Source organism: uncultured Shewanella sp. (assembly GCF_947491715.1).
Lineage (GTDB): Bacteria > Pseudomonadota > Gammaproteobacteria > Enterobacterales > Shewanellaceae > Shewanella.
Genome location: NZ_CANLKR010000010.1, coordinates 16,975 through 36,518, shown reverse-complemented (window position 1 = coordinate 36,518; position 19,544 = coordinate 16,975). Strand labels below are relative to the sequence as shown.

At 39.9% G+C, this 19,544-nt stretch carries 18 protein-coding genes; 16 read left to right on the top strand and 2 right to left on the bottom strand.

Features of this window, described 5'->3' with window-relative positions; genetic code table 11:
• Positions 1 to 20 precede the first annotated feature (20 nt).
• Positions 21 to 548 carry a type VI secretion system tube protein Hcp gene (locus tag Q0779_RS09240; RefSeq protein ID WP_298771885.1) on the bottom strand — a complete coding sequence of 176 codons (528 nt, stop codon included), beginning with the start codon at positions 546 to 548 and terminating at the stop codon, positions 21 to 23.
• Between the two features lie 365 nt (positions 549 to 913).
• Here Q0779_RS09240 and Q0779_RS09235 point away from each other — a divergent pair, with 365 nt between their 5' ends.
• From Q0779_RS09235 to Q0779_RS09210, 6 genes are all read left to right on the top strand, one after another.
• Positions 914 to 2,071 carry a type VI secretion system ImpA family N-terminal domain-containing protein gene (locus tag Q0779_RS09235; protein WP_298771883.1) on the top strand — a complete coding sequence of 386 codons (1,158 nt, stop codon included), beginning with the start codon at positions 914 to 916 and terminating at the stop codon, positions 2,069 to 2,071.
• A gap of 257 nt (positions 2,072 to 2,328) precedes the next feature.
• Complete coding sequence (locus Q0779_RS09230; protein WP_298771881.1) at positions 2,329 to 3,567, top strand: SGNH/GDSL hydrolase family protein; 1,239 nt, start codon at positions 2,329 to 2,331, stop codon at positions 3,565 to 3,567.
• Between the two features lie 155 nt (positions 3,568 to 3,722).
• Positions 3,723 to 4,406 (top strand): SIMPL domain-containing protein, encoded by a 684-nt coding sequence (locus tag Q0779_RS09225; protein WP_298771879.1) that lies wholly within the window; start codon positions 3,723 to 3,725, stop codon positions 4,404 to 4,406.
• A 388-nt stretch (positions 4,407 to 4,794) separates the two neighbouring features.
• Positions 4,795 to 6,132, top strand: a complete 1,338-nt coding sequence (locus Q0779_RS09220; RefSeq protein ID WP_298771877.1) for a Na+/H+ antiporter NhaC family protein — start codon at positions 4,795 to 4,797, stop codon at positions 6,130 to 6,132.
• 93 nt (positions 6,133 to 6,225) lie between these two features.
• Positions 6,226 to 6,933: a hypothetical protein gene (locus tag Q0779_RS09215; protein WP_298771876.1), complete on the top strand. Its 708-nt coding sequence runs from the start codon at positions 6,226 to 6,228 to the stop codon at positions 6,931 to 6,933.
• Positions 6,914 to 7,654: a pseudouridine synthase gene (locus Q0779_RS09210; protein WP_298771874.1), complete on the top strand. Its 741-nt coding sequence runs from the start codon at positions 6,914 to 6,916 to the stop codon at positions 7,652 to 7,654. Before Q0779_RS09215 ends, Q0779_RS09210 begins: the two co-directional genes overlap by 20 nt.
• 38 nt (positions 7,655 to 7,692) lie before the next feature.
• Here Q0779_RS09210 and Q0779_RS09205 read toward each other — a convergent pair whose 3' ends face one another.
• A complete protein-coding gene (locus tag Q0779_RS09205) occupies positions 7,693 to 9,849 on the bottom strand; it encodes a S46 family peptidase (RefSeq protein WP_298771872.1) in 2,157 nt (718 codons plus the stop codon).
• Between the two features lie 209 nt (positions 9,850 to 10,058).
• Between Q0779_RS09205 and Q0779_RS09200 the strand changes: the two genes are divergently transcribed.
• The 10 genes from Q0779_RS09200 (at position 10,059) to nuoK (ending at position 19,542) form a co-directional block, all read left to right on the top strand.
• Positions 10,059 to 10,496, top strand: coding sequence for an NADH-quinone oxidoreductase subunit A (locus Q0779_RS09200; RefSeq protein ID WP_298771870.1), 438 nt, complete (start codon positions 10,059 to 10,061; stop codon positions 10,494 to 10,496).
• Complete coding sequence (locus Q0779_RS09195) at positions 10,493 to 11,050, top strand: NADH-quinone oxidoreductase subunit B (RefSeq protein ID WP_298771868.1); 558 nt, start codon at positions 10,493 to 10,495, stop codon at positions 11,048 to 11,050. Before Q0779_RS09200 ends, Q0779_RS09195 begins: the two co-directional genes overlap by 4 nt.
• Before the next feature lie 76 nt (positions 11,051 to 11,126).
• Positions 11,127 to 12,869 carry an NADH dehydrogenase (quinone) subunit D gene (gene nuoD / locus Q0779_RS09190; RefSeq protein ID WP_298771865.1) on the top strand — a complete coding sequence of 581 codons (1,743 nt, stop codon included), beginning with the start codon at positions 11,127 to 11,129 and terminating at the stop codon, positions 12,867 to 12,869.
• Positions 12,870 to 12,894: 25 nt separating this feature from the next.
• Positions 12,895 to 13,437 carry an NAD(P)H-dependent oxidoreductase subunit E gene (locus Q0779_RS09185; protein ID WP_298771863.1) on the top strand — a complete coding sequence of 181 codons (543 nt, stop codon included), beginning with the start codon at positions 12,895 to 12,897 and terminating at the stop codon, positions 13,435 to 13,437.
• Complete coding sequence (gene nuoF, locus Q0779_RS09180; protein WP_298771861.1) at positions 13,437 to 14,741, top strand: NADH-quinone oxidoreductase subunit NuoF; 1,305 nt, start codon at positions 13,437 to 13,439, stop codon at positions 14,739 to 14,741. Before Q0779_RS09185 ends, nuoF begins: the two co-directional genes overlap by 1 nt.
• Positions 14,741 to 17,086, top strand: a complete 2,346-nt coding sequence (locus Q0779_RS09175) for a molybdopterin-dependent oxidoreductase (protein WP_298771859.1) — start codon at positions 14,741 to 14,743, stop codon at positions 17,084 to 17,086. The genes nuoF and Q0779_RS09175 overlap by 1 nt, the downstream gene beginning before the upstream one ends.
• A 4-nt stretch (positions 17,087 to 17,090) precedes the next feature.
• Positions 17,091 to 18,080 (top strand): NADH-quinone oxidoreductase subunit NuoH, encoded by a 990-nt coding sequence (gene nuoH / locus Q0779_RS09170; protein ID WP_298771857.1) that lies wholly within the window; start codon positions 17,091 to 17,093, stop codon positions 18,078 to 18,080.
• Between the two features lie 20 nt (positions 18,081 to 18,100).
• Positions 18,101 to 18,628, top strand: coding sequence for an NADH-quinone oxidoreductase subunit NuoI (gene nuoI, locus Q0779_RS09165; RefSeq protein ID WP_298771855.1), 528 nt, complete (start codon positions 18,101 to 18,103; stop codon positions 18,626 to 18,628).
• 92 nt (positions 18,629 to 18,720) lie between these two features.
• The gene (locus Q0779_RS09160; RefSeq protein ID WP_298771853.1) at positions 18,721 to 19,242 is read left to right on the top strand and encodes an NADH-quinone oxidoreductase subunit J; all 522 of its coding nucleotides are present in this window, start codon (positions 18,721 to 18,723) and stop codon (positions 19,240 to 19,242) included.
• A complete protein-coding gene (gene nuoK / locus Q0779_RS09155; RefSeq protein ID WP_298771851.1) occupies positions 19,243 to 19,542 on the top strand; it encodes an NADH-quinone oxidoreductase subunit NuoK in 300 nt (99 codons plus the stop codon).
• Positions 19,543 to 19,544: the final 2 nt, after the last annotated feature.

The following is a 19,544-nucleotide window of genomic DNA, read 5'->3' as shown; positions in this document are numbered from 1 at the left end:
CATTTGAGTAAATTAGATGGTTACACTGCTGAAGATGTTACCTTGCCGAGATTACAGTCGTAACCGACAGTCCCGCCTGCCTCCATTTTCCCAGCAGAAGTTTCATGGAAATGTTTCACTTCCATTTTCGTATAAGCGACACTAATGACCTCTACAGCGTCCCCCCCCTCTGAATGTTCAAGAGAATGACTTGAAAGTCGACAATTAGTAAATGTCATTTTTTTTGACATATCCTGACCAGCCCCCTCTCGAGAAGCCTTAGTCGCAACAAACTCAAATGTGTAACCTTCTGGTCCAGGACTGAACAATAACGATAAAAGAATTTCTGATGCCGGGTCCGACTTTTTTGTAAAACAAATTTCACTCATACTCGTCATTCCGCCATCGGTATTAGTCGTTTTACCAATTTCCATCTGAATATCTCTTGCAAAAGAAAAACCCAATGATAAAATTGGAAACCAATTTTTACCTGTGACTCCACTCCCTTCAGAGGTATTCGCTGGTGCTGGTAAGTCTTTGCAACCGACTACTTGAGCTAAAAGTGCCATTAAGTACTCTCCATTTGATAAATATCAATATATTCAATCTAATAAGATGATTTTCTTTAACATTGATTTTCAGCATGGCTATCTACGTTAAAAAAATCATTTCCGTATAGATAAAAATAGCAGGTTTTTTTTTATTCTCCATTTATTATATTAAATCGTAAGAAGTAAAATAATAAACAATATAAATTAATTGAAAAAGCCAATTTTCAATTGGCAAACAGTAAATTACAAAAAATTATTAGTATCAATGTGAAACCATTTTATTCATAGTATATAAGATAACTATAAGAGCATAAGCTATAATCAATGACTCATAGCAGAATTAACATGTTTTTAATTTATTAAACTGATTAATGAGTATATATATGTACATAACTGAAGATGAAATAAAGGAAATATCTAACCCGATATCGGAACAAAAACCTTGTGGGGAATTCATTAGGCTAGATAGAACTAAATATAGAAGTTTAAGAAATTCGTTCAATCAAGCAAGAACTAGCATGAAAAAAATAATTGACACCCCTGATGAATTAAATAATAGCCAGTTAATAGAAGATAATATTTCAAACTGGGAAAATTTGTCTGCATTATGTTTCCACGCTCTGCAAAACACCAAAGACATCGAACTTATGAGCTGGTTAGTCAGTTCACAGCTCATTATAGATAAGTCCCTCACAAGTTTTAGTCTATCTATCCAATTTTTAAAAGATAATATAGTGAATTACTGGGAGTCAATTTACCCCCTTTTTATTTCCGATACAACCAAAGACTTAGAAGAAGATGAAGCTATATTAGAAACGATAAACATCAGAATTAAAGCATTATCTCAGCTTTTTGGAGAATCTAAAGGTAACGGAATGCTTTTTCTTCCTTTGCGATTGACGCCCTTATTTGACGATGTAACGTTAACACATTATATAAAAAATAACACTTCGAATCAAAGAGATACAATAAAATCGAAAGTTTTATCAACTTTAACCAAAAATAAAAACAAGCTTAATCTAACAGAAATAAAAATCAATAACTTACAATTAAGCATTGACGCCATCATAGAGCTCAAAACCTTCATTGGCGAAAAAACTAACGACCACTCGATTACCCTTCCTGCTTTCTCATCCGTTATTGAAGAACTGGTTGAAGCTAAAACCGCTTTAGAGTTCCTTGCCGATATCCAGCCAATCGAAAAAACGCCTCAACCAGAAAATAACGATGAGTCTGAATATTCAGATAAAAGCAACTCATTAATTGAAACCCAAAACAGCAATATAAGCAATATTCATAACCGCGAACAAGCATTCAATCAAATTCGCATTATTGCACATTATTTTAGAATCAATGAGCCACATAGCCCAGTCTCATTTTTACTTGATAAGAGCATTCGATGGGGAGAACTATCTCTACCAGAATTATTAGATGAACTATACAGAGATGGAAAAGCCTCTTTAAACGACATATTTAATTTAGCAGGATTAAACACTAACTACATCTCTGAAACATCTAAGGATGATAATCAATCTGAATAATGACAATACCACGATCATTTTCAATTACAATTAATGCTTAAAAATCAAAAACCAAACCAAAACAAAATAGGCAACAAAACATCAACAAAACAACAACTAAGTAAAACAAAGTAAATATTGTTATTAAGATATTGCTAATTTAACAGTGATGATCAACTAATAGAGTAGACGCTCTAACAATAAGGGCGCATATGACAACGTGACAAACGTTGAAACAACAATAATAAAACTCTGAATAACAATAAGTGGAATGGAAAATGAAAAAACTGTCTTTATTTGCAGCAATACTTTTGCCTATCTGTGCTTCTGCTGACTACACTGAATTATCCACAAATAAAATAGAAAAATTACAAAACAATGAAACCTATACTTATGTAAGGTGCTGGTATCGTCCCCATGACAATCATGATCAATCTGCAACAGATTGGGAGTGGGCGCTCAATGATGATGGAAGTTATTATAAATTAAATGGTTACTGGTATTCTAATACCTCATGGAAAAACATGTTTTACACCCAGGCCACCAATAATGCCATAGAAGAGCGATGTGAAAAAACCTTAGACACTGATTTTGAAGCCGCTGACATCACTTTCTTTGCCGCTGACACGCGTTTTTCCTACAACCATACCATTTGGAGCAATGATGAAAGCAGCAATAACGACGACTTAAGTGTCATTAATAAAATCGTCAGCTTTGGTGACAGTATTTCAGATACAGGTAATATTTATAATGGCTCTCAATGGCTGTTTCCAAATGATAAGTCATGGTTTTTAGGGCATTTTTCAAATGGCTTTGTTTGGACAGAATACCTTGCAGAACACAAAGATATCCCAGTCTACACTTGGGCTATCGGTGGCGCTGAAGGTGAAGACAAATATGTCGTATTAACTGGCATAGATGGTCAAATAGACTCTTATTTAGAATATATGCAACTGTCAAAACATTATGATCCAAAAGATACATTAGTCACTTTCGAATTTGGTTTAAATGACTTTGTTAATGATGATCGCACCGTGGATGAAGTCAGTAATGATTTCTCTGATGCACTCAAAAAACTCGCTGAAAATGGCATTGAAAACATGGTTGTTCTCAACCTACCAGATGCGACCTTAGCACCTCAGTTCAAATACAATACTGATGGAACAACTGATGAGGTTCGTAAAAAAATCATCGCATTTAATGCCTTTATTGAAACTGAAATCACCATTTATCAAGCCCAAGGCCTTAATTTTGTACTCTACGATACCAGTACATTATTTGATAATATTATTGAGTCACCTGAAAATTATGGATTACGTAACACCTCTGATTCATGCTTAGATATCAATAGAAGCTCATCTGTTGATTACTTACAAACACATGCATTACGCAGCGACTGCTCAACTTATGGCTCTGATAGTTACCTTTTCTGGGGAGTCACACATCCAACAACGAAAACACACAATATCATTGCCGATGAAATTATTGAAACGACATTTGATCGTTTTAATTTCTGATCTGTAGAGTAAAGTGGCAAGGGTGGTATTTCCCTAAATATCATCCTTCACCATTAAAAGAGGATAAACAAATAGAAGTTTTTTCATCACTTCATCGAACTGCTAATATTAACCATAGTCTAATCGATAACACTCAATTTATAAGGTCATTAGTAATGAAGCACCCTATTCGATTATTATCCGTTTTATTTATTCTATTCACGCCCTATGCATTCTCAGAGCCTTTAAATTACAACCTTTATCATATCTCCACAACCGCGACAGCTGAAATCAATAACGATATCATGCAAGTCACTCTACAAGCATCCAATCAATCTCGACAAGCTGAAACCGCCAACAACGAAGTCAATAAAAAAATGACCACAGCATTGAATATGCTACAAAAAAATACCAAGCAGATAAAATATAAAACCACACATTACCAAACACGCCCTGTTTATAAAGACCTACAAGTTATTGCTTGGAAAACATCTCAACAACTCGAATTAGAAAGCACAGACTTCCCACTGTTAACGAAAGTCATCGGAAAGTTACAGACAGAACTCAACATCACTGCTATTGAATTTAAAGTCAGCCCATCCGTTAGGAAAAACACACAAAACCAGCTCTCTATTGAAGCTCTTAATCAATTCAAGCAACAAGCCGAGCTCATTCAAAAAAATATGGGTGCGAGTAATTACCAAATAGTCTCTGTCAATATCAACACTGGTAGCCAGTATTTAGCTTACCCACGTCCGATGATGAAAACAGAAATGGCCTCTTCAGCACCAGCCATAAAAAGCGGTAGTAGTGCTATTAATGTCGATGCTTCAGGGCAAATTCAATTAATGTTTAATTAATCAACAAGCATATCAATTAGAATTACTTTTAGATGAAACAAAAGTCATCGAAAGTGTGTCAAAGGCACACTTTCAATGAATCAAATCAAACCTCCAGTAACACACGAACCGAAATACTCTCGCTCTCTCGGCCTTTAGATTATGAATACAGGGATCTATTACATACCAAGCTGCATTTAACGTCCAATTATCATACAATTAAACTCAATTTTCTTAAAAAATATATTTAGCAGTAAAACCATCTAGACGTCTAAATTGACATAAGTCACACAATTGAATATCCTGAACAAAACAAGACAGCCATTTAGCATCATGAGTCTGCGAGCGGCGGTGATATTCGTCCATCACAGCCCAGTAGTAAATGCATCACACAGAAGAGTACTGACCATTGACCACTTCAACCCCTAACCCTAATACCAAGCCAAATCCATCCTTTACTGCTTTATTGCCATTATTTTTATTTCTCGGCTTATTTATTGGTGCAGGGGCTTATTATCAAAGCCAAGGCGTGGACTTTGCTTTTTATCAATTACCCAGCGTTGTTGCCATTCTACCCGCGATCATTTTTGCCATTATTATTTCTAAGCAGCAACTCAATCAGGCCATCAATACATTTTTAGCGGGGATAGGACATTCCAATATTATTGCCATGTGTATTATATACTTATTGGCAGGTGCTTTTGCAGCTGTTGCGAAAGCAACAGGTGGTGTCGATGCAACCGTTGCATTAGGCTTATCACTGGTTCCTTCCAGTTTACTTTTACCCGGCTTTTTTGTTATTGCTGCATTTATTGCAACAGCAATGGGCACCTCTATGGGTACCATTGCTGCTGTCGCACCTATTGCACTCGGCGTGGCAAATGAAGCTCATATAGACTTACCCTTAATGGCGGGAGCTGTCATTTCAGGTGCACTATTTGGAGATAATTTATCCATTATTTCTGACACCACAATTGCCGCTACTCGCACTCAAGGCTGTGAAATGCGAGATAAGTTTAAAGAAAATCTTATTTTCGCCATTCCAGCATCATTAATTACCTTGACACTATTTATCATTGCCGGCCAAGGCCAAGCACAAGTCGCACCTCAAGAAATTGATTTCATAAAAGTCATTCCCTACCTTACCATCCTCTTTCTCGCGATCATTGGATTGAATGTATTCTTGGTATTAACGGTTGGGATCGTATTAGCAGGCGTCGCTGGACTGGCCACAATGAATTACTCTATTATTCAATTTGGCCAAGATATTTATACTGGTTTTGGCAATATGCAAGAAATCTTTATTCTATCCATGCTTGTAGGCGGGCTAGCAGCACTAATGCAACAACAAGGTGGATTGACATTCATCAGCTTAAAAATTGAATCACTCATTGCACGCTTTTCAACATCAAAAGACGGTCAATCTCGCCGTGCATCTGAATTAGGTATTGCCAGTATCGTCACTGCCACAAATATTTGTGTTGCCAACAATACTGTATCAATTGTGGTAACAGGCGATATCGCAAAAGACTTAGCCAATAAACACGGTGTTAACCCAAAACGTTCTGCAAGCATTTTAGATATTTTTTCTTGTATCGTGCAAGGCATTATTCCTTATGGCGCTCAAGCGTTACTGGCCGCATCAATTTTTGCCTTATCGCCGTTAGAAGTTGTCACACATGCTTGGTATTGTATGATCTTAGCTATTGTTGCCGTGATGATTGTCATTTTTCGTAAAAGAGTATAGCCAGCGCCACAGTTTACATTATTAAGTCAGTTAATAAGGGGAGTGCATCAAGTGTACTCTCCTTTATCGTTATTGTCGGAATATCTCTCTCGAATGAAAAAAAACAACTCACTTCAATTATTAAACTATGATTTGCATCGTTTTCTCATGTTCATGATTAGCATTGGTGCTATCTGCATCTTATCTGGGATAAGTATCGCATTATGGGCGCAATACCAATCTAATGGTGCATCAGTGTTCTTTTATCGCTCCGATCTATTAGGTAATTACTCCCACTCTCCTTATGCTTTTATTTATAATATAGCCCTTATGCTAGCGGGCTTTTTTATTCTCATTGCCATGGTAGCACTTTATAATATTGGCTTAAGCCAACTAACTCTTTTAATGGCCTTAGCAGGTGCTTGGCTTGGCGTATCACTTTTTTTTATGGGAATGTTTCCCGTTAACTATTTACACTTGCATCATTTAGCAACATTCAGTTACTTACTCAGTTCCTTAATACTGTATTTTTTGACCGTCATAGCACGGCCTAGTCACCCCAGTTTATGTACTTACCCAACACTTTTTTTCAGTACAATCGGCTTTATTATTGCGTTAATTTTATTATTAAAGCTCAATTGGCAAGCACTAAGCTTTCCATCATGTCAACATTCTAATGAACAAGCATGTTGGATCCTATTTATGGTATGGTTAAGGCCTGTCATCTTACTGGCGTGGTGCTTTTCTTTAGGCCTAAATATTAAGCACATCATTCAATCGAGTACTCGAGTTGTATCTCCCCATGAAGAATCAAATAAGTAAAATCAGATTAGCCAAATATCTGGCAATGACAGGGTTATGCTCAAGGCGAGCAGCCACTCGGCACATACGTGACGGCCGTATTACATTGAATGCTAAGCTCGCAAATCATGTTGATACCGTCACATTGAATGAGAATGAACCATTAGCACCCATTGACGACATTATATTATTTGATAATCGGCTCATTCCCTGCATTGAAGCAAAAAGCTACTGGCTGCTTCATAAAGCAGTAGGTACAGACTCTCGATTACTACAAGATGATCCAAGCAGTTTATTACACCTTCTTCCTCAATCTCCCCGCCTTTATCCCGTAGGAAGACTCGATAAAGACTCGAGAGGCTTATTGCTACTTACCAATGATGGCACATTAACTCATCAACTTTTACATCCCAGTTTTAAGCACAAAAAAACCTATCAAGTGAGATTGAATAAAACATTTGATGATACTTTTCTTAACGCCATGGCTAAAGGCGTTCAATATAAAAGCATCACCACACAGCCTTGCACCATCAATAGGCTCAATGAGGATCACTTTAAAATTGTGTTAACCCAAGGACTTAATCGACAAATACGCCGTATGTGCCAGACACTCGGTTATCGAGTTATAGATTTAAAAAGAATCGCGATGGAAGGCTTAACCTTAGGCCCTTTGCCTGAAGGAGAAAAAAGGGAATTAACCCAAACAGAAATCACTGAACTGTTATCAGCCATTTATCAATAAAAGTGGCTGATTAACAGCCACTTTTTATTTCAAAAAGACTAATGAACTATTTCCATTTCATCTAATAGGTTCTCGGCATTATCTAAATATTTCATGACCCACAACATATAACGACTATCTACTTGAATAGAACGATTATTTTGTGGATTATAATTCCAATCTCCAATAATACTCTCATATACACCATCAAATAGTAATCCAACAAGTTCTGCCTTACCATTTAATGTCGGAGAGCCTGAATTACCTCCTGTAGTATCTAATGTTGATAAGAAATTAACGGGTACAGAATTAACCGCTTCAACATAAAAATCGCCGTATTTTTTTTCTTTAATTAAAGACAACTCTTTTGCGGGAGCATCAAAAGGAGCAATACCTGTATCTTTTTGCACTATACCTTCTAATCGAGTGAAAGGTTCAGCATAGAGCCCATCTTCAGGTGAATAGCCTTTTACATGGCCAACACTGACACGTAAACTTGAATTGGCATCAGCATAAATTGGTTTCCCTTGAGCACGGTGATAAGCAATCAACGCCGCCATGTATTGAGGACGCACTTTCATCAACTCACCTGTCAGCTGCTTCTCTTTAGCCTCTTGTTCCATATCACTTTCATACATAGCCACCGCAAATTGAATGAAAGGTTCCTTAGAGGCTTTAAATTCAGCAACCGATTTATTCATCCAAGCTAAACGCGTCGCTTCATCACCTAATTCGGTTTTTGCATACATAGCATTCAGCTTTTGACGGACTTGCTTCGCGTCAAATGAATCTGTGATCCCAAAAAACGTATCTAATGCTGTAATATGTTCACTCTTAGGTAATTGGGCATAACGCTGAAGTAAATCAAATAACAACGCTTTGTCAACACTGGCCGCATAACGGCGATCAATACGCTCAAGCTGTGATTTAAATTCAGGCATGTCTCGAGACTGATAACCCGGCTCTCTATCAATATCATTTAACTGCTTCTCATTCGCTAAACGATACAACTGTCGAGCTGTAGGCACCATGGTAGTATAATCCATGTAGCCAACCAGCATCTTACGTGCTTGATTTTCTTGAGACGCCACAATTAACGCATCTAATTTCGTTAAACTATCCGAAAAGTGGGCATTGTTCTTTTCATCTTTCTGGATCCAAGTTGAAAGCTCTTTTTCAGCATCTTCTCTATCAGCCAACATCCTTGATTTACCATAAAACTCAATCATTGAAGTATAATTCTTGGCATAATTGGCTAGACCTGCAATTAAACTTTCATACTTAATACGTTCATCTGTTCCCGCAGGTGCCGTTTGTTTAATCAACTCAATAAATCGCTCTCTCAACATTTTCGCTTCAGGGTAAGACCACTCAAAAGTATTTTTCACTTCATTAGCAGTACGATAGCGATTCGTTCTCCCTGGATAGCCTGCCACCATCACAAAATCATTCTTACTCACGCCTTTTGCAGACACTTTCAAGAAACTCTTAGGCTCATAGGGAACATTATCGGCACTAAAATCAGCGGGTTTGCCGTCTTTAGAGACATAAGCACGATAAAAAGAAAAATCACCGGTATGACGCGGCCACATCCAATTATCAATATCTCCCCCATATTTTCCTACGCTGGCAGCTGGATTATAAACGAGTCGAACATCTCGAATTGCAAGCTGCTTAACGAGGTAATACTCTAACCCACCATGAAAACTATACACTTGACAACGATAGCTTTGATCGGATTCACAAGCAGAAATTAATTGTTTTTCTCTTTGTTCTACTGCTTGGTAAAAAGCATTACCTTTTAATTCCATGATGCCATGTTTAATCTTATCAGTCACATCAAGCACCGACTCTGTCACATAAACACGCGATCCCGGTGTGGCAGGGAGTTCTTGCTGATAATTTTTCGCTAAAAAACCCTCTTTAAGCAAATTTTTCTCGGGGGTGGAGTTATACTGAATCGATCCATAAGCGCAATGATGATTGGTGACAACTAAGCCTTTAGGTGACACAAAAGAGGCTGTACATCCTCCTAGGCTAATAACCGCATTCATGGGGTAGTCTGTTAATGTTGAAATATTCTCCGCACTAATTTCTAAGCCTTTCGCTTGCAGCTCATTTGCCATGGCTGGTAATTGATAAGGCTGCCACATTCCTTCATCGGCTTGTACTGAAAAACAACTTGCCAGTATTGCTGTTACCCATATTTTTTTCATTTTCTCTCATCCATTTTATTGCTATTCCTAATGATAAATCACATCTGTTTACATTAAACAATCAACGAATGTTTCATTAACTGCTATTTTAACATGATGAACCACAATCAATTTAAAACAAACCTTACCACATTCAACCCCAGCAAATAACAATTGAACAAATATAGAAACATATTCATACCTATAAAATCGTTGTATTACGAATAAAAATGCTCCCTCTAAGGTGCGCTTTAACACTCTATGTTCTACAGTTTAAAGATGAGAATGTTCCTGATATTAATTTAACCATGACTCATCCGACACCAGAAGTCTTGCTATTGGTTTTCGCCATTGTTGCAATGGTGATTGCCATCTTATTGTTGTCACTCAATCGCCTTATCGCAGGTAAGCCCTTACCACGTGAGCATGAAGTCCCATTCGAATGTGGACTCAATCCCACTACCAGCCCCAAAAAATCCCTTTCAATCAACTATTTTTTGATTGCCAGTGCTTTTCTTATTTTTGAATTAGAAACAGCCATTCTTTGGCCTTGGGCGGTGAATTATTGGGAGTTAGGCATAGCGGGAATGGTTTCAGCCGTCAGCTTTATGGTTATTCTCTTACTGGGTTTATTTTACCTTTTAGCCAAAAAGGCATTAACAATATGAGTAAAAATATTCCTATTCGACAAGATCTTGAGCCTTCTAAAGATAAGTCCACCAAAACAGGTACCATGGGCACCATACTCGCCGAACTGGACAACATAGTATCTTGGAGTAGAAAGTCCTCTTTATGGCCCTATAACTTTGGTACTTCTTGTTGTTTTGTTGAAATGATGTCAGCAATGACCTCCCGCTATGACATGTCTCGCTTTGGCGCCGAGGTCATTAGAGGCTCACCAAGACAAAGTGATGTATTAATCACCTCTGGAACCATTTTTTGCAAAGTGGCTCCCTTAATCAAACGATTACATGAACAAATGTTAGAACCTAAATGGGTCATATCCATGGGATCATGTTCCAATTCAGGTGGTATGTATGACATCTACAGTGTGGTTCAAGGGTTAGACACCTTTTTGCCAGTAGACATTTATGTGCCAGGTTGCCCTCCTCATCCTGAAGCATTATTGCAAGGACTAAATCTATTACAAGAACATGTACAAAATAATCCAAACAGTATTTTTACTCGGGATAGAAAACCCTTAGGTATTATTGTCGAATGAGTGTCGTTAGCATCATGAGTATTCACTAGCACCTCTTTAAAAAATCATTTCCCTAATGATTGAGATAAAAGAACAGATGAAAACAAACACAAATAAAAAGCAACAGCACTCCTTAGAACTGAGTCTACTGGAAAACTTTAATGTTGAGTTGCTCTCAAATATTTCCACTAACTTACCCAGTTTTAAGGTTGCTATTAGCGATCTTATTCCGGTACTCAATTACTTAAAAACACAGTCCCCAGTTAAATATGAAATGTTATTTGATATGTCAGCTATCGATGAGTCACAACGCTCAGACCATGGATTTTGTATTTTTTATCACCTCATTTCTCTTACCGCTAACCGCGATATCTGTATTCGTGTTTATATAAAAGATGACACTCATAAAATCCCCAGTATTACGACTATTTGGCCTTCAGCAAATTGGTATGAACGAGAAGTTTGGGACATGTTTGGCCTCACCTTCTCAGATCACCCCAACCTCACTCGATTGTTAATGCCCGAATATTGGCAAGGTCATCCACTACGCAAAGATTATCCTTTTCACGCAACAAAAATGCCTCCGCCCTTTGATCTCGACAGTGAAGATTACGCCAATATAATGGAAAGCTATCAAATTCCAGATCATCGCCAAGCCGATGAAGAAGATACCATGTTGCTTAATATTGGCCCCAACCATCCAGGCACCCATGGTATCATTCGCCTCATGACAAAGCTTCGCGGTGAAACCTTACTCGAAATCACACCCGAAATCGGTTATCACCATAGAGGCGTTGAAAAATTAGCAGAACGTCATACTTATCATAATTACATTCCCTATACCGACCGTGTGGACTATTTAGGGGGTGTTGCAGGAGAGCTCCCCTACCTTTTAGCCATCGAACAGCTCATTGACAGTCATGTTCCCGAGCGCGCGACTGTCATCAGAGTACTTCTGACAGAGTTTTTCCGTCTATCCAGTCATCTTGTATGGGTGGGCAGTTTTGGTCATGATTTAGGCGCAATTAGTCCTGCCTTTTATTGTTTTAAAGTGCGAGAGGAAATTTTCGATTTCATCGAACTCGTCACTGGTGCTCGCATGCATCCTGCTTTTTTTCGCATCGGTGGCGTCAGCCAAGACATGCCCGAAGGTTGGCAAGTATTAGCGCACAAAGCCTGTAACAGCATGGCACAATGCTTACCCGAATTAGAAAAGCTCACAATCAAAAACCATATTTTTCAAAATCGCACACGAGACATAGGTATTATCAGCCAAGCACAAGCTATTGATTGGGGCTTTACGGGTCCAAACTTACGTGCATCAGGGTTAGCGTGGGATCTGCGTCGTACCCGTCCCTATTGCAATTACGACAGCTATGATTTTGACATTCCAACTGCACAACATAATGATTGTTTTTCACGTATTGATATCCGGTTACAAGAAATAACCGAAACCTTAAAAATCATCAAGCAGGCAATAGACAGATTAACCCGCATGCCTGTAGGACCCGTCCAAGATATGGAATGCAATGATTACGCCTTTCCTCGAAAGCAAAATACACTGCAAGATATTGAAACCTTAATTCACCACTTCGTTGATACAGGACGCGGATTTAACATGCCAAAAGGTGAAACCTTCTTTGCCACAGAAACATCAAAAGGCATGACAGGTTATCACCTTTTCAGCGAAGGCCAATCGAGCCCTTATCGCCTGCGAGTCAGAACCCCTTCGATCCCCCATTTTCAATCAGTAAAAGCGGTATGTGAAGGCGAACAAGTGGGAAATTTAGTCGCTTATATCAGCTCCATTGACTACGTTTTATCAGACTTGGACAGATGAATGAAAAATAAAAAAGGATGCTGCTATGTTCACACCCGATGAATTAACCCATTTAAAACAACATGTCAGTCATTACCCAGAGCCTAGAGCGGGGGCAATATATTGCCTTTATGCTGTACAAGATAAAGTAGGCTATATTAATGATCAAGGCATCGACATTGTGACACAACTCACTGGCCTCTCAAAAACCCAGCAAGAAGAGCTTATCTCTTTTTATACCTTATTAAGACGTCGACCTGTTGGCCGACATGTCCTTAGGATCTGTGACAGTATCACGTGCCATGTTATGGGCAGCAAAACGATTATCAATACCGCAGTTAAACACACTGGTGTCCCCATGGGAGAAGTCAGTAAAGACGGTTCAGTCACCATTTTACCCAGTATTTGTCTAGGGTTATGTGATAAAGCCCCCGCCGCTTTACTCAATGAAATGGATGAAGTCGAAAATTTAACGGTGCTTTCAACTACAGAGTACTTAACAAAACTTAGCCAACGGCCACATGATGCTAATAATAAAGGCAGCGGCTCAAGCATTATTACCACATCAAGACTGGGAGATGATAACTAATGGATAAAATTCTCAGTCGAAACTTTCATCATCCAAAACCGCTTAATATTGAACAATACCGACAAGCAGGTGGATATCAATCCCTTGAAAACATCATCGGGCAACCGAGAAAAACATTATTAGCTACCTTAAAAGAGTCAGGACTGAGAGGCTGTGGCGGTGCAGGCTTCTCCACGGGGCTTAAATGGAGTTTCAAAGCCCCTGATGCGCCACATCCTGTTTACTTGGTCATCAACCTAGATGAAGCAGAGCCCGGCTCCTTTAAAGACAGACAAGTCCTGTATCGTGATCCCCATACTATTATAGAAGGAGTCATCGCTTCCAGTTATATCCTAGAAGCAGACAAAGCCTTTGTGTTCATTCGCGGTGAATACCGTAAAGGTGCTCAAGGCTTAGAAACGGCAGTCAATGAAGCAAAAGCCGCGGGATTGCTAGGTTATAATATTCTTAATTCGGGCTGGAATCTTGAAATCGATGTCCATTTAAGTGCAGGGCGTTATATCTGTGGTGAAGAAACTGCCCTACTTAATGCCCTTGAAGGATATCGTGCTAACCCAAGAGCAAAACCGCCTTTTCCCATTGCAAAAGGCTTATGGGGCAGCCCGACTATCGTTAATAATATGGAAACCATTTGTCATGTTCCCTTTATTTTACAAAATGGAATCGAGTGGTTTCACAATCAAGGTACCAATGGTGCTTATGGAAGCCACATCTTCCAAGTCTCAGGCCCCGTTAACAACCCTGGTTTTTTTGAACTGCCGCTGGGTACCACAGCAAGAGAAATCATTTATGATCACGCAGGTGGCTTATTAGAAGGAAGAAAATTAGTCGGCTTTCTGCCCGGTGGGGCATCGACTCAATTCATGTTACCTGAGGATCTAGACGTCCCGATGCACTGGGATGGCCCACCCTCTGTCGGCGCTCGACTCGGTACAGGTGGGATCATTGTCATGGATGATAGCTTGTGCCCTATCGATTTTATGATAAATCTGATGCAATTTTTCACAAGAGAGTCATGTGGCTTTTGCACGCCTTGTCGCGATGGTCTACCTTTTGTTAAATACCAACTAGAAAAATTTGAAAAGGGTGAAGCTGACGTGACAGACATCGACACATTACGCGAGTTATGTGACATTATTTACCCCAATACATTCTGCGCTTTCGCGCCTGGCGCACTGATGCCGATAAAATCTGGTCTAGATAAATTCGAAGCGTTATTCCACCAGCATATCGATAATCATGGCTGTACTCACCCAGCGCATATTCCATCAATTGACACTCTCGATGATAAGGTTGATTGCTAATGGGTAAGATTTTTATTGATGATCAAGAAGTTGACTTCGAGCCGGGGCAAAATGTCTTACAAGCGGCGCTCAAAGCAGGTATCAACGCTCCCTACTTTTGCTATCACGAAGCACTAGGATCGGCGGGTGCCTGCCGCATGTGTACTATGGAGTTAGAACCAACAAAAGAAGGCGAAAACTCAAGGTTAGTGGTAACTTGCTTACAAGCCGCACAAGATGGCCAGCGCTATCGTTTAAATAAGGGCATGGGCGATCATGTCAGACAAGGTGTCGTTGAATATTACATGACACGCCATCCCCACGACTGCCCAGTTTGCGATGAAGCGGGTGAATGCCAGCTCCAAGACATGACCATTCTTTCCCATCATACTTATCGACGCTTTAAGGGAGCAAAACGCACTTACATGGATCAAGCCATGGGGCCGCTCATTTATAATACCGCTAACCGCTGCATTACATGCTACCGCTGTAGTCGATTCTATCAAAACTATGCACTCGGCGATGACTTCGGCGTTTATGCCTCAGGAAATAGAACCACCTTTAGACGATCAGAAGCAGGTCACTTCGATAGCCCATTTTCGGGTAATCTCATCGATGTTTGCCCCACAGGAACCTTTACCGATAAAGTCTTTAGACGTAAATTCAGCCGCACTTGGCAATTAGAAAAAACAGAATCAATATGTAGCCACTGCTCTGTAGGTTGCCATACAGAGCCTGGAGGGCGAGACAATAGTTTACGCCGAGTTCACCCCTTTCCAAACACAAAAGTGAATGCCCACTTCATCTGTGATCGAGGTCGTTATGGAGAGCATTACAGCGAAGCGAAAGACAGACCCCTAGAACCTCAAATCAATGGTGCTGTTGTTAGTCATCAAAAAGCACTGGATCATATCGGCGACATGTTAACTAAATCGGCGGGAAAAGTCGGCATTTTAAGCAGTCCAGATGAAGATCTGAGCTGCCATTATGCTTTAGCGAATATTGCTGAACATTTCAATGGACTCTTTAGCCCTTTTGTCATGCCTCAAACTGAAGATCGTACCGCCGCAGCCTTAGCTCTTAGTCGAAACAGCCCATCATTAATGGATATCGAAACCGCTGATGGTGCGATTATTGTCGGCGCCTTAACGGAAACGGCTCCAATGATGGACTTAGCCGTTAGGCAATTAATCAAAGCCGGTAAAGCAGTGCATATGCTACATGCATCTCCTACGTTATTAGCCGACATTGTGCGTAAACAACACCCAGATCAAGTCCATCAAGCTGCCCCAAAAAACTGGACAGAGATCATCAATGGTTTTGATGCTTCTCATGAAGCTGAGGAAATGGGTCCAAATTTATTTGCCAATTTAGAAACCGGTAAACGTATTGTTGTTTTAGGCGTTGCAGTAGAGATGGATATTGCCTCAATGCATGCCCTGCATGATTTATGTCAAGCCTTTGAGAATAAACAACTCACTATACAGCTTGGATTCGCGCTTAACGGCGCCAATGCCACGGGCTCAGCCATGATAAGTGCACAACATCCCACAGCTAAATTACTCGATGCCGTCAAACAGGAACAAATTGAAACCTTATTAGTCTGCGGCGCAGATCCTTTTGGTTTTGGTGCAGCAGATTGGCTGCCCGCCAGAAAACATATCAAGCAACTCATTGTCTTTGATAATGTAAACTCTCCAACAGTAAAAACTGCCGATGTTATCCTTCCCCACGCCACTTGGTCGGAGCGTTCAGGGATAAGCATTAATTATGAAGGCAGAATTCAAGGGTTTGATTCCGCTTATCAAAGAGAAGGTGTGCTCACAGCACTGGATTTGGCCACCGCACTCACTGGTATCTCTCCTCAAGATTTCCACACACAACAGTCTGATAAGCTCACCGATATAACGGGATTTGAGCGTCTTCAATTTGATGGTGAGCAATGCCTCAATTTACACATACTTTTTGAAGGTCGCGCCGAGGCAAATCAAGTCTCAATCGATACCAATAAAGACTGTCTTCAAGTCGTTCGATTAACTTGGCACGGCGGCAGTAACAAAGCCAGTTACGCCACCGAAATTGCCTCTATCAAGCCTTGGAAAGACAATATCATTTACTTACATCCAGACACTGCACATCGTCTCAACTTGAATACTAAAAGCAAACTTAAACTGGGCAACCCAAGTGATAGTCAAGACAACTCAAGCGACCATTCCAATATGGATCATGCCTTTCCAATCATATTCAATAATGAGGTGGCGCTCGACTGCCTTGCTCTAACTCGAGCCACATTACATCATGTCGGTCACTTAGTTAACGCGATTATTCCTATCGACAACCTCAGTATTATTGCTGAGGAAGGCTAATAATATGAATATGGATCTCTGGGTTTATTGGATTATCGCTATTATAGGCATGTTTATCACTTGTATTGCTTTGGTACTCGCCGCGGGGTACATGGTATTTTTAGAACGGCGCGGTCTGGCCTTATTTCAAGACCGTTACGGACCTAACCGTGTCGGGCCTTTTGGGCTATTACAACCTATTGCCGATGCCTTGAAATTACTCACAAAGGAGTTTTTTACTCCCCATTTTGCCGACAAATGGCTATACATGTTAGCCCCCCGTTTAGTGGTATTTGCTGTTTTAGTCAGTTTTACCGTGATCCCTCTAGCACCAGGCATATCCTGGGCTTCAGGATTGAACATTGGTTTATTACTCATACTCGCCTTAAGCTCTCTACACATTTACGGTGTATTTCTAGGTGGCTGGGCATCACACAGTCAATATTCGCAACTCGGTTCAATACGCACTATTGCCCAGTTAGTCAGCTATGAACTTGCTATGGGAATGTCTTTACTGGGAGTGGTCATTATCGCGGGTTCCTTTAGCTTAGATGACATTATTCTTGCCCAAACAACCCCTTTTATTCTGTTGCAACCCTTGGGTTTTGTTGTGTTTTTTTTAGCCGGTATAGCAGAAACTCACCGCCTGCCTTTTGACATGCCTGAAGCCGAAAATGAATTAGCAGCGGGTTATAACACTGAATATGGCGGAATGGCCTTTGCCATGTTTTTTTTAGGGGAATATTTAGGCATTATTTTAATCAGTGCCCTCACAACAGTACTATTTCTAGGGGGCTGGAAAGGCCCTTTTGTGGAAGATTTTCCTTGGCTGGGAGCGGTGTGGTTTCTGTTAAAAGTCGCCTGTATATTATTCTTTTTCGTGTGGATGCGGGCAAGTGTACCACGAACCCGCTATGATCAATTAATGAACTTTGGCTGGAAATACTTACTGCCTTTAAGCTTACTCAATGTCATTGCCACGGCGTTGATTTGTAGCTTTTGGCTACCTTCTTGATATAGGCAGAAGGAGAAAGCATGTACAAAATCATTCATGAAATCTTTGATGGGTTTATGGTGACCTTAAAACACGCATTCCGTCCAAGAGACACCATTCAATACCCAGAACAAAGAAAAGAACGCAGTGAACGCTTCAGAGGTCGTATTGTCCTCACTAAAGATCCAGACGGACAAGAAAGGTGTGTTTCATGCTATTTATGCTCATCAGTTTGCCCTGTCGATTGCATCGATATACAAGGCACCGAAGATGAAAATGAACGTCGATACCCTGCAAAATTCGATATTAATTTTAGTCGTTGTATTCTCTGTGGTTTATGTGAGGAAGCCTGCCCAACCTTGGCGATTCAACTCACTCAAGACTACGAGTTTTGCAGCAATAATCGAGAAAAGCTCACCTATAACAAACAAGACTTACTCATTGATGGCACAGGAAAGCATCCTGATTATAGCTTTTACCGTCATGCTGGCGTTCCCATTAAAGGTAAAGGGATTGGTGATAACCCTGATGAGCAAAAGCCCGTTGATGTGTATACGAATCTACCCTAACAATAACCCTTTAATTGCAAATAGATAATAGAAATAATGGCCTCATTCACTTTAGCCCTTTTAGGGATACCAACAACATAATGGATGTCAATATGGAAAGCTCAATCTGGAATGTTATTTTTTACCTCAGCAGTGGCATTGCAATAGGCGCCTCCATCTCCATCATTTTTGTCAAACAAGCCATGCATGCGGCGGTATACCTCATCATTTCATTATTAGCACTGGCTATTGACTTTTATCTACTCGGCTCTCCTTTACTTGCTGTGTTACAAGTTATTTTATATATCGGTGCCATCATGATCCTCTATGTCTTTTTCATTATGATCAATCCTCAAAGTCCCACACCTCATATTCAACGTCCTGATCTCACCTTGCCTATTATTCTTATCGCAATTTTAATCTTAGAGAGCTGCTATTTGATCCTAATCAGTCAAATGGCGTCGCAGAATGTTCCTATTACCCCTTTAGACCCTAAAGCATTAGGGTTAGCCCTATTTGGACAATATAAAATTGCGGTAGAAGTCGTATCCAGTTTATTACTGGTCGCCTTGGTGGCTGTCATGTATCTCGCCAAACCTTTCATTCCATCAAAAACAAACATGAGGGAAAAATAAATGAATCTTCCCATTTGCCTCAGCTTATCTCTTTTATTATTTTTTGTTGGTTTAAGTATTGTACTGGTTAGAAAAGAATTTTTGTTTATTTTAATGGGCATTGAAATCATGTTTAACGGCGCTGCATTAGCCGCCATTGTCGGGGCCCAGCATTGGCAAGATCCTTTCGGACAAGTGTTAACCCTCTTTATCATGATCGTCGCTGGCGCAGAATTAGCCGTATCATTACTCATTGTCATGCACTGTTATCGCACATTAAAAATCACTAATATCGATGAATTAAAGCAACTACATGATTAATT

Bases quoted from the DNA above. Each gene is read 5' to 3' on its own strand.
- Q0779_RS09240 (WP_298771885.1), bottom strand. From the start codon at position 548: ATGGCACTTTTAGCTCAAGTAGTCGGTTGCAAAGACTTACCAGCACCA.
- Q0779_RS09235 (WP_298771883.1), top strand. From the start codon at position 914: ATGTACATAACTGAAGATGAAATAAAGGAAATATCTAACCCGATATCG.
- Q0779_RS09230 (WP_298771881.1), top strand. From the start codon at position 2,329: ATGAAAAAACTGTCTTTATTTGCAGCAATACTTTTGCCTATCTGTGCT.
- Q0779_RS09225 (WP_298771879.1), top strand. From the start codon at position 3,723: ATGAAGCACCCTATTCGATTATTATCCGTTTTATTTATTCTATTCACG.
- Q0779_RS09215 (WP_298771876.1), top strand. From the start codon at position 6,226: ATGAAAAAAAACAACTCACTTCAATTATTAAACTATGATTTGCATCGT.
- Q0779_RS09210 (WP_298771874.1), top strand. From the start codon at position 6,914: ATGAAGAATCAAATAAGTAAAATCAGATTAGCCAAATATCTGGCAATG.
- Q0779_RS09205 (WP_298771872.1), bottom strand. From the start codon at position 9,849: ATGAAAAAAATATGGGTAACAGCAATACTGGCAAGTTGTTTTTCAGTA.
- Q0779_RS09200 (WP_298771870.1), top strand. From the start codon at position 10,059: ATGCTCCCTCTAAGGTGCGCTTTAACACTCTATGTTCTACAGTTTAAA.
- Q0779_RS09195 (WP_298771868.1), top strand. From the start codon at position 10,493: ATGAGTAAAAATATTCCTATTCGACAAGATCTTGAGCCTTCTAAAGAT.
- nuoD (WP_298771865.1), top strand. From the start codon at position 11,127: ATGAAAACAAACACAAATAAAAAGCAACAGCACTCCTTAGAACTGAGT.
- Q0779_RS09185 (WP_298771863.1), top strand. From the start codon at position 12,895: ATGTTCACACCCGATGAATTAACCCATTTAAAACAACATGTCAGTCAT.
- nuoF (WP_298771861.1), top strand. From the start codon at position 13,437: ATGGATAAAATTCTCAGTCGAAACTTTCATCATCCAAAACCGCTTAAT.
- Q0779_RS09175 (WP_298771859.1), top strand. From the start codon at position 14,741: ATGGGTAAGATTTTTATTGATGATCAAGAAGTTGACTTCGAGCCGGGG.
- nuoH (WP_298771857.1), top strand. From the start codon at position 17,091: ATGAATATGGATCTCTGGGTTTATTGGATTATCGCTATTATAGGCATG.
- nuoI (WP_298771855.1), top strand. From the start codon at position 18,101: ATGTACAAAATCATTCATGAAATCTTTGATGGGTTTATGGTGACCTTA.
- Q0779_RS09160 (WP_298771853.1), top strand. From the start codon at position 18,721: ATGGAAAGCTCAATCTGGAATGTTATTTTTTACCTCAGCAGTGGCATT.
- nuoK (WP_298771851.1), top strand. From the start codon at position 19,243: ATGAATCTTCCCATTTGCCTCAGCTTATCTCTTTTATTATTTTTTGTT.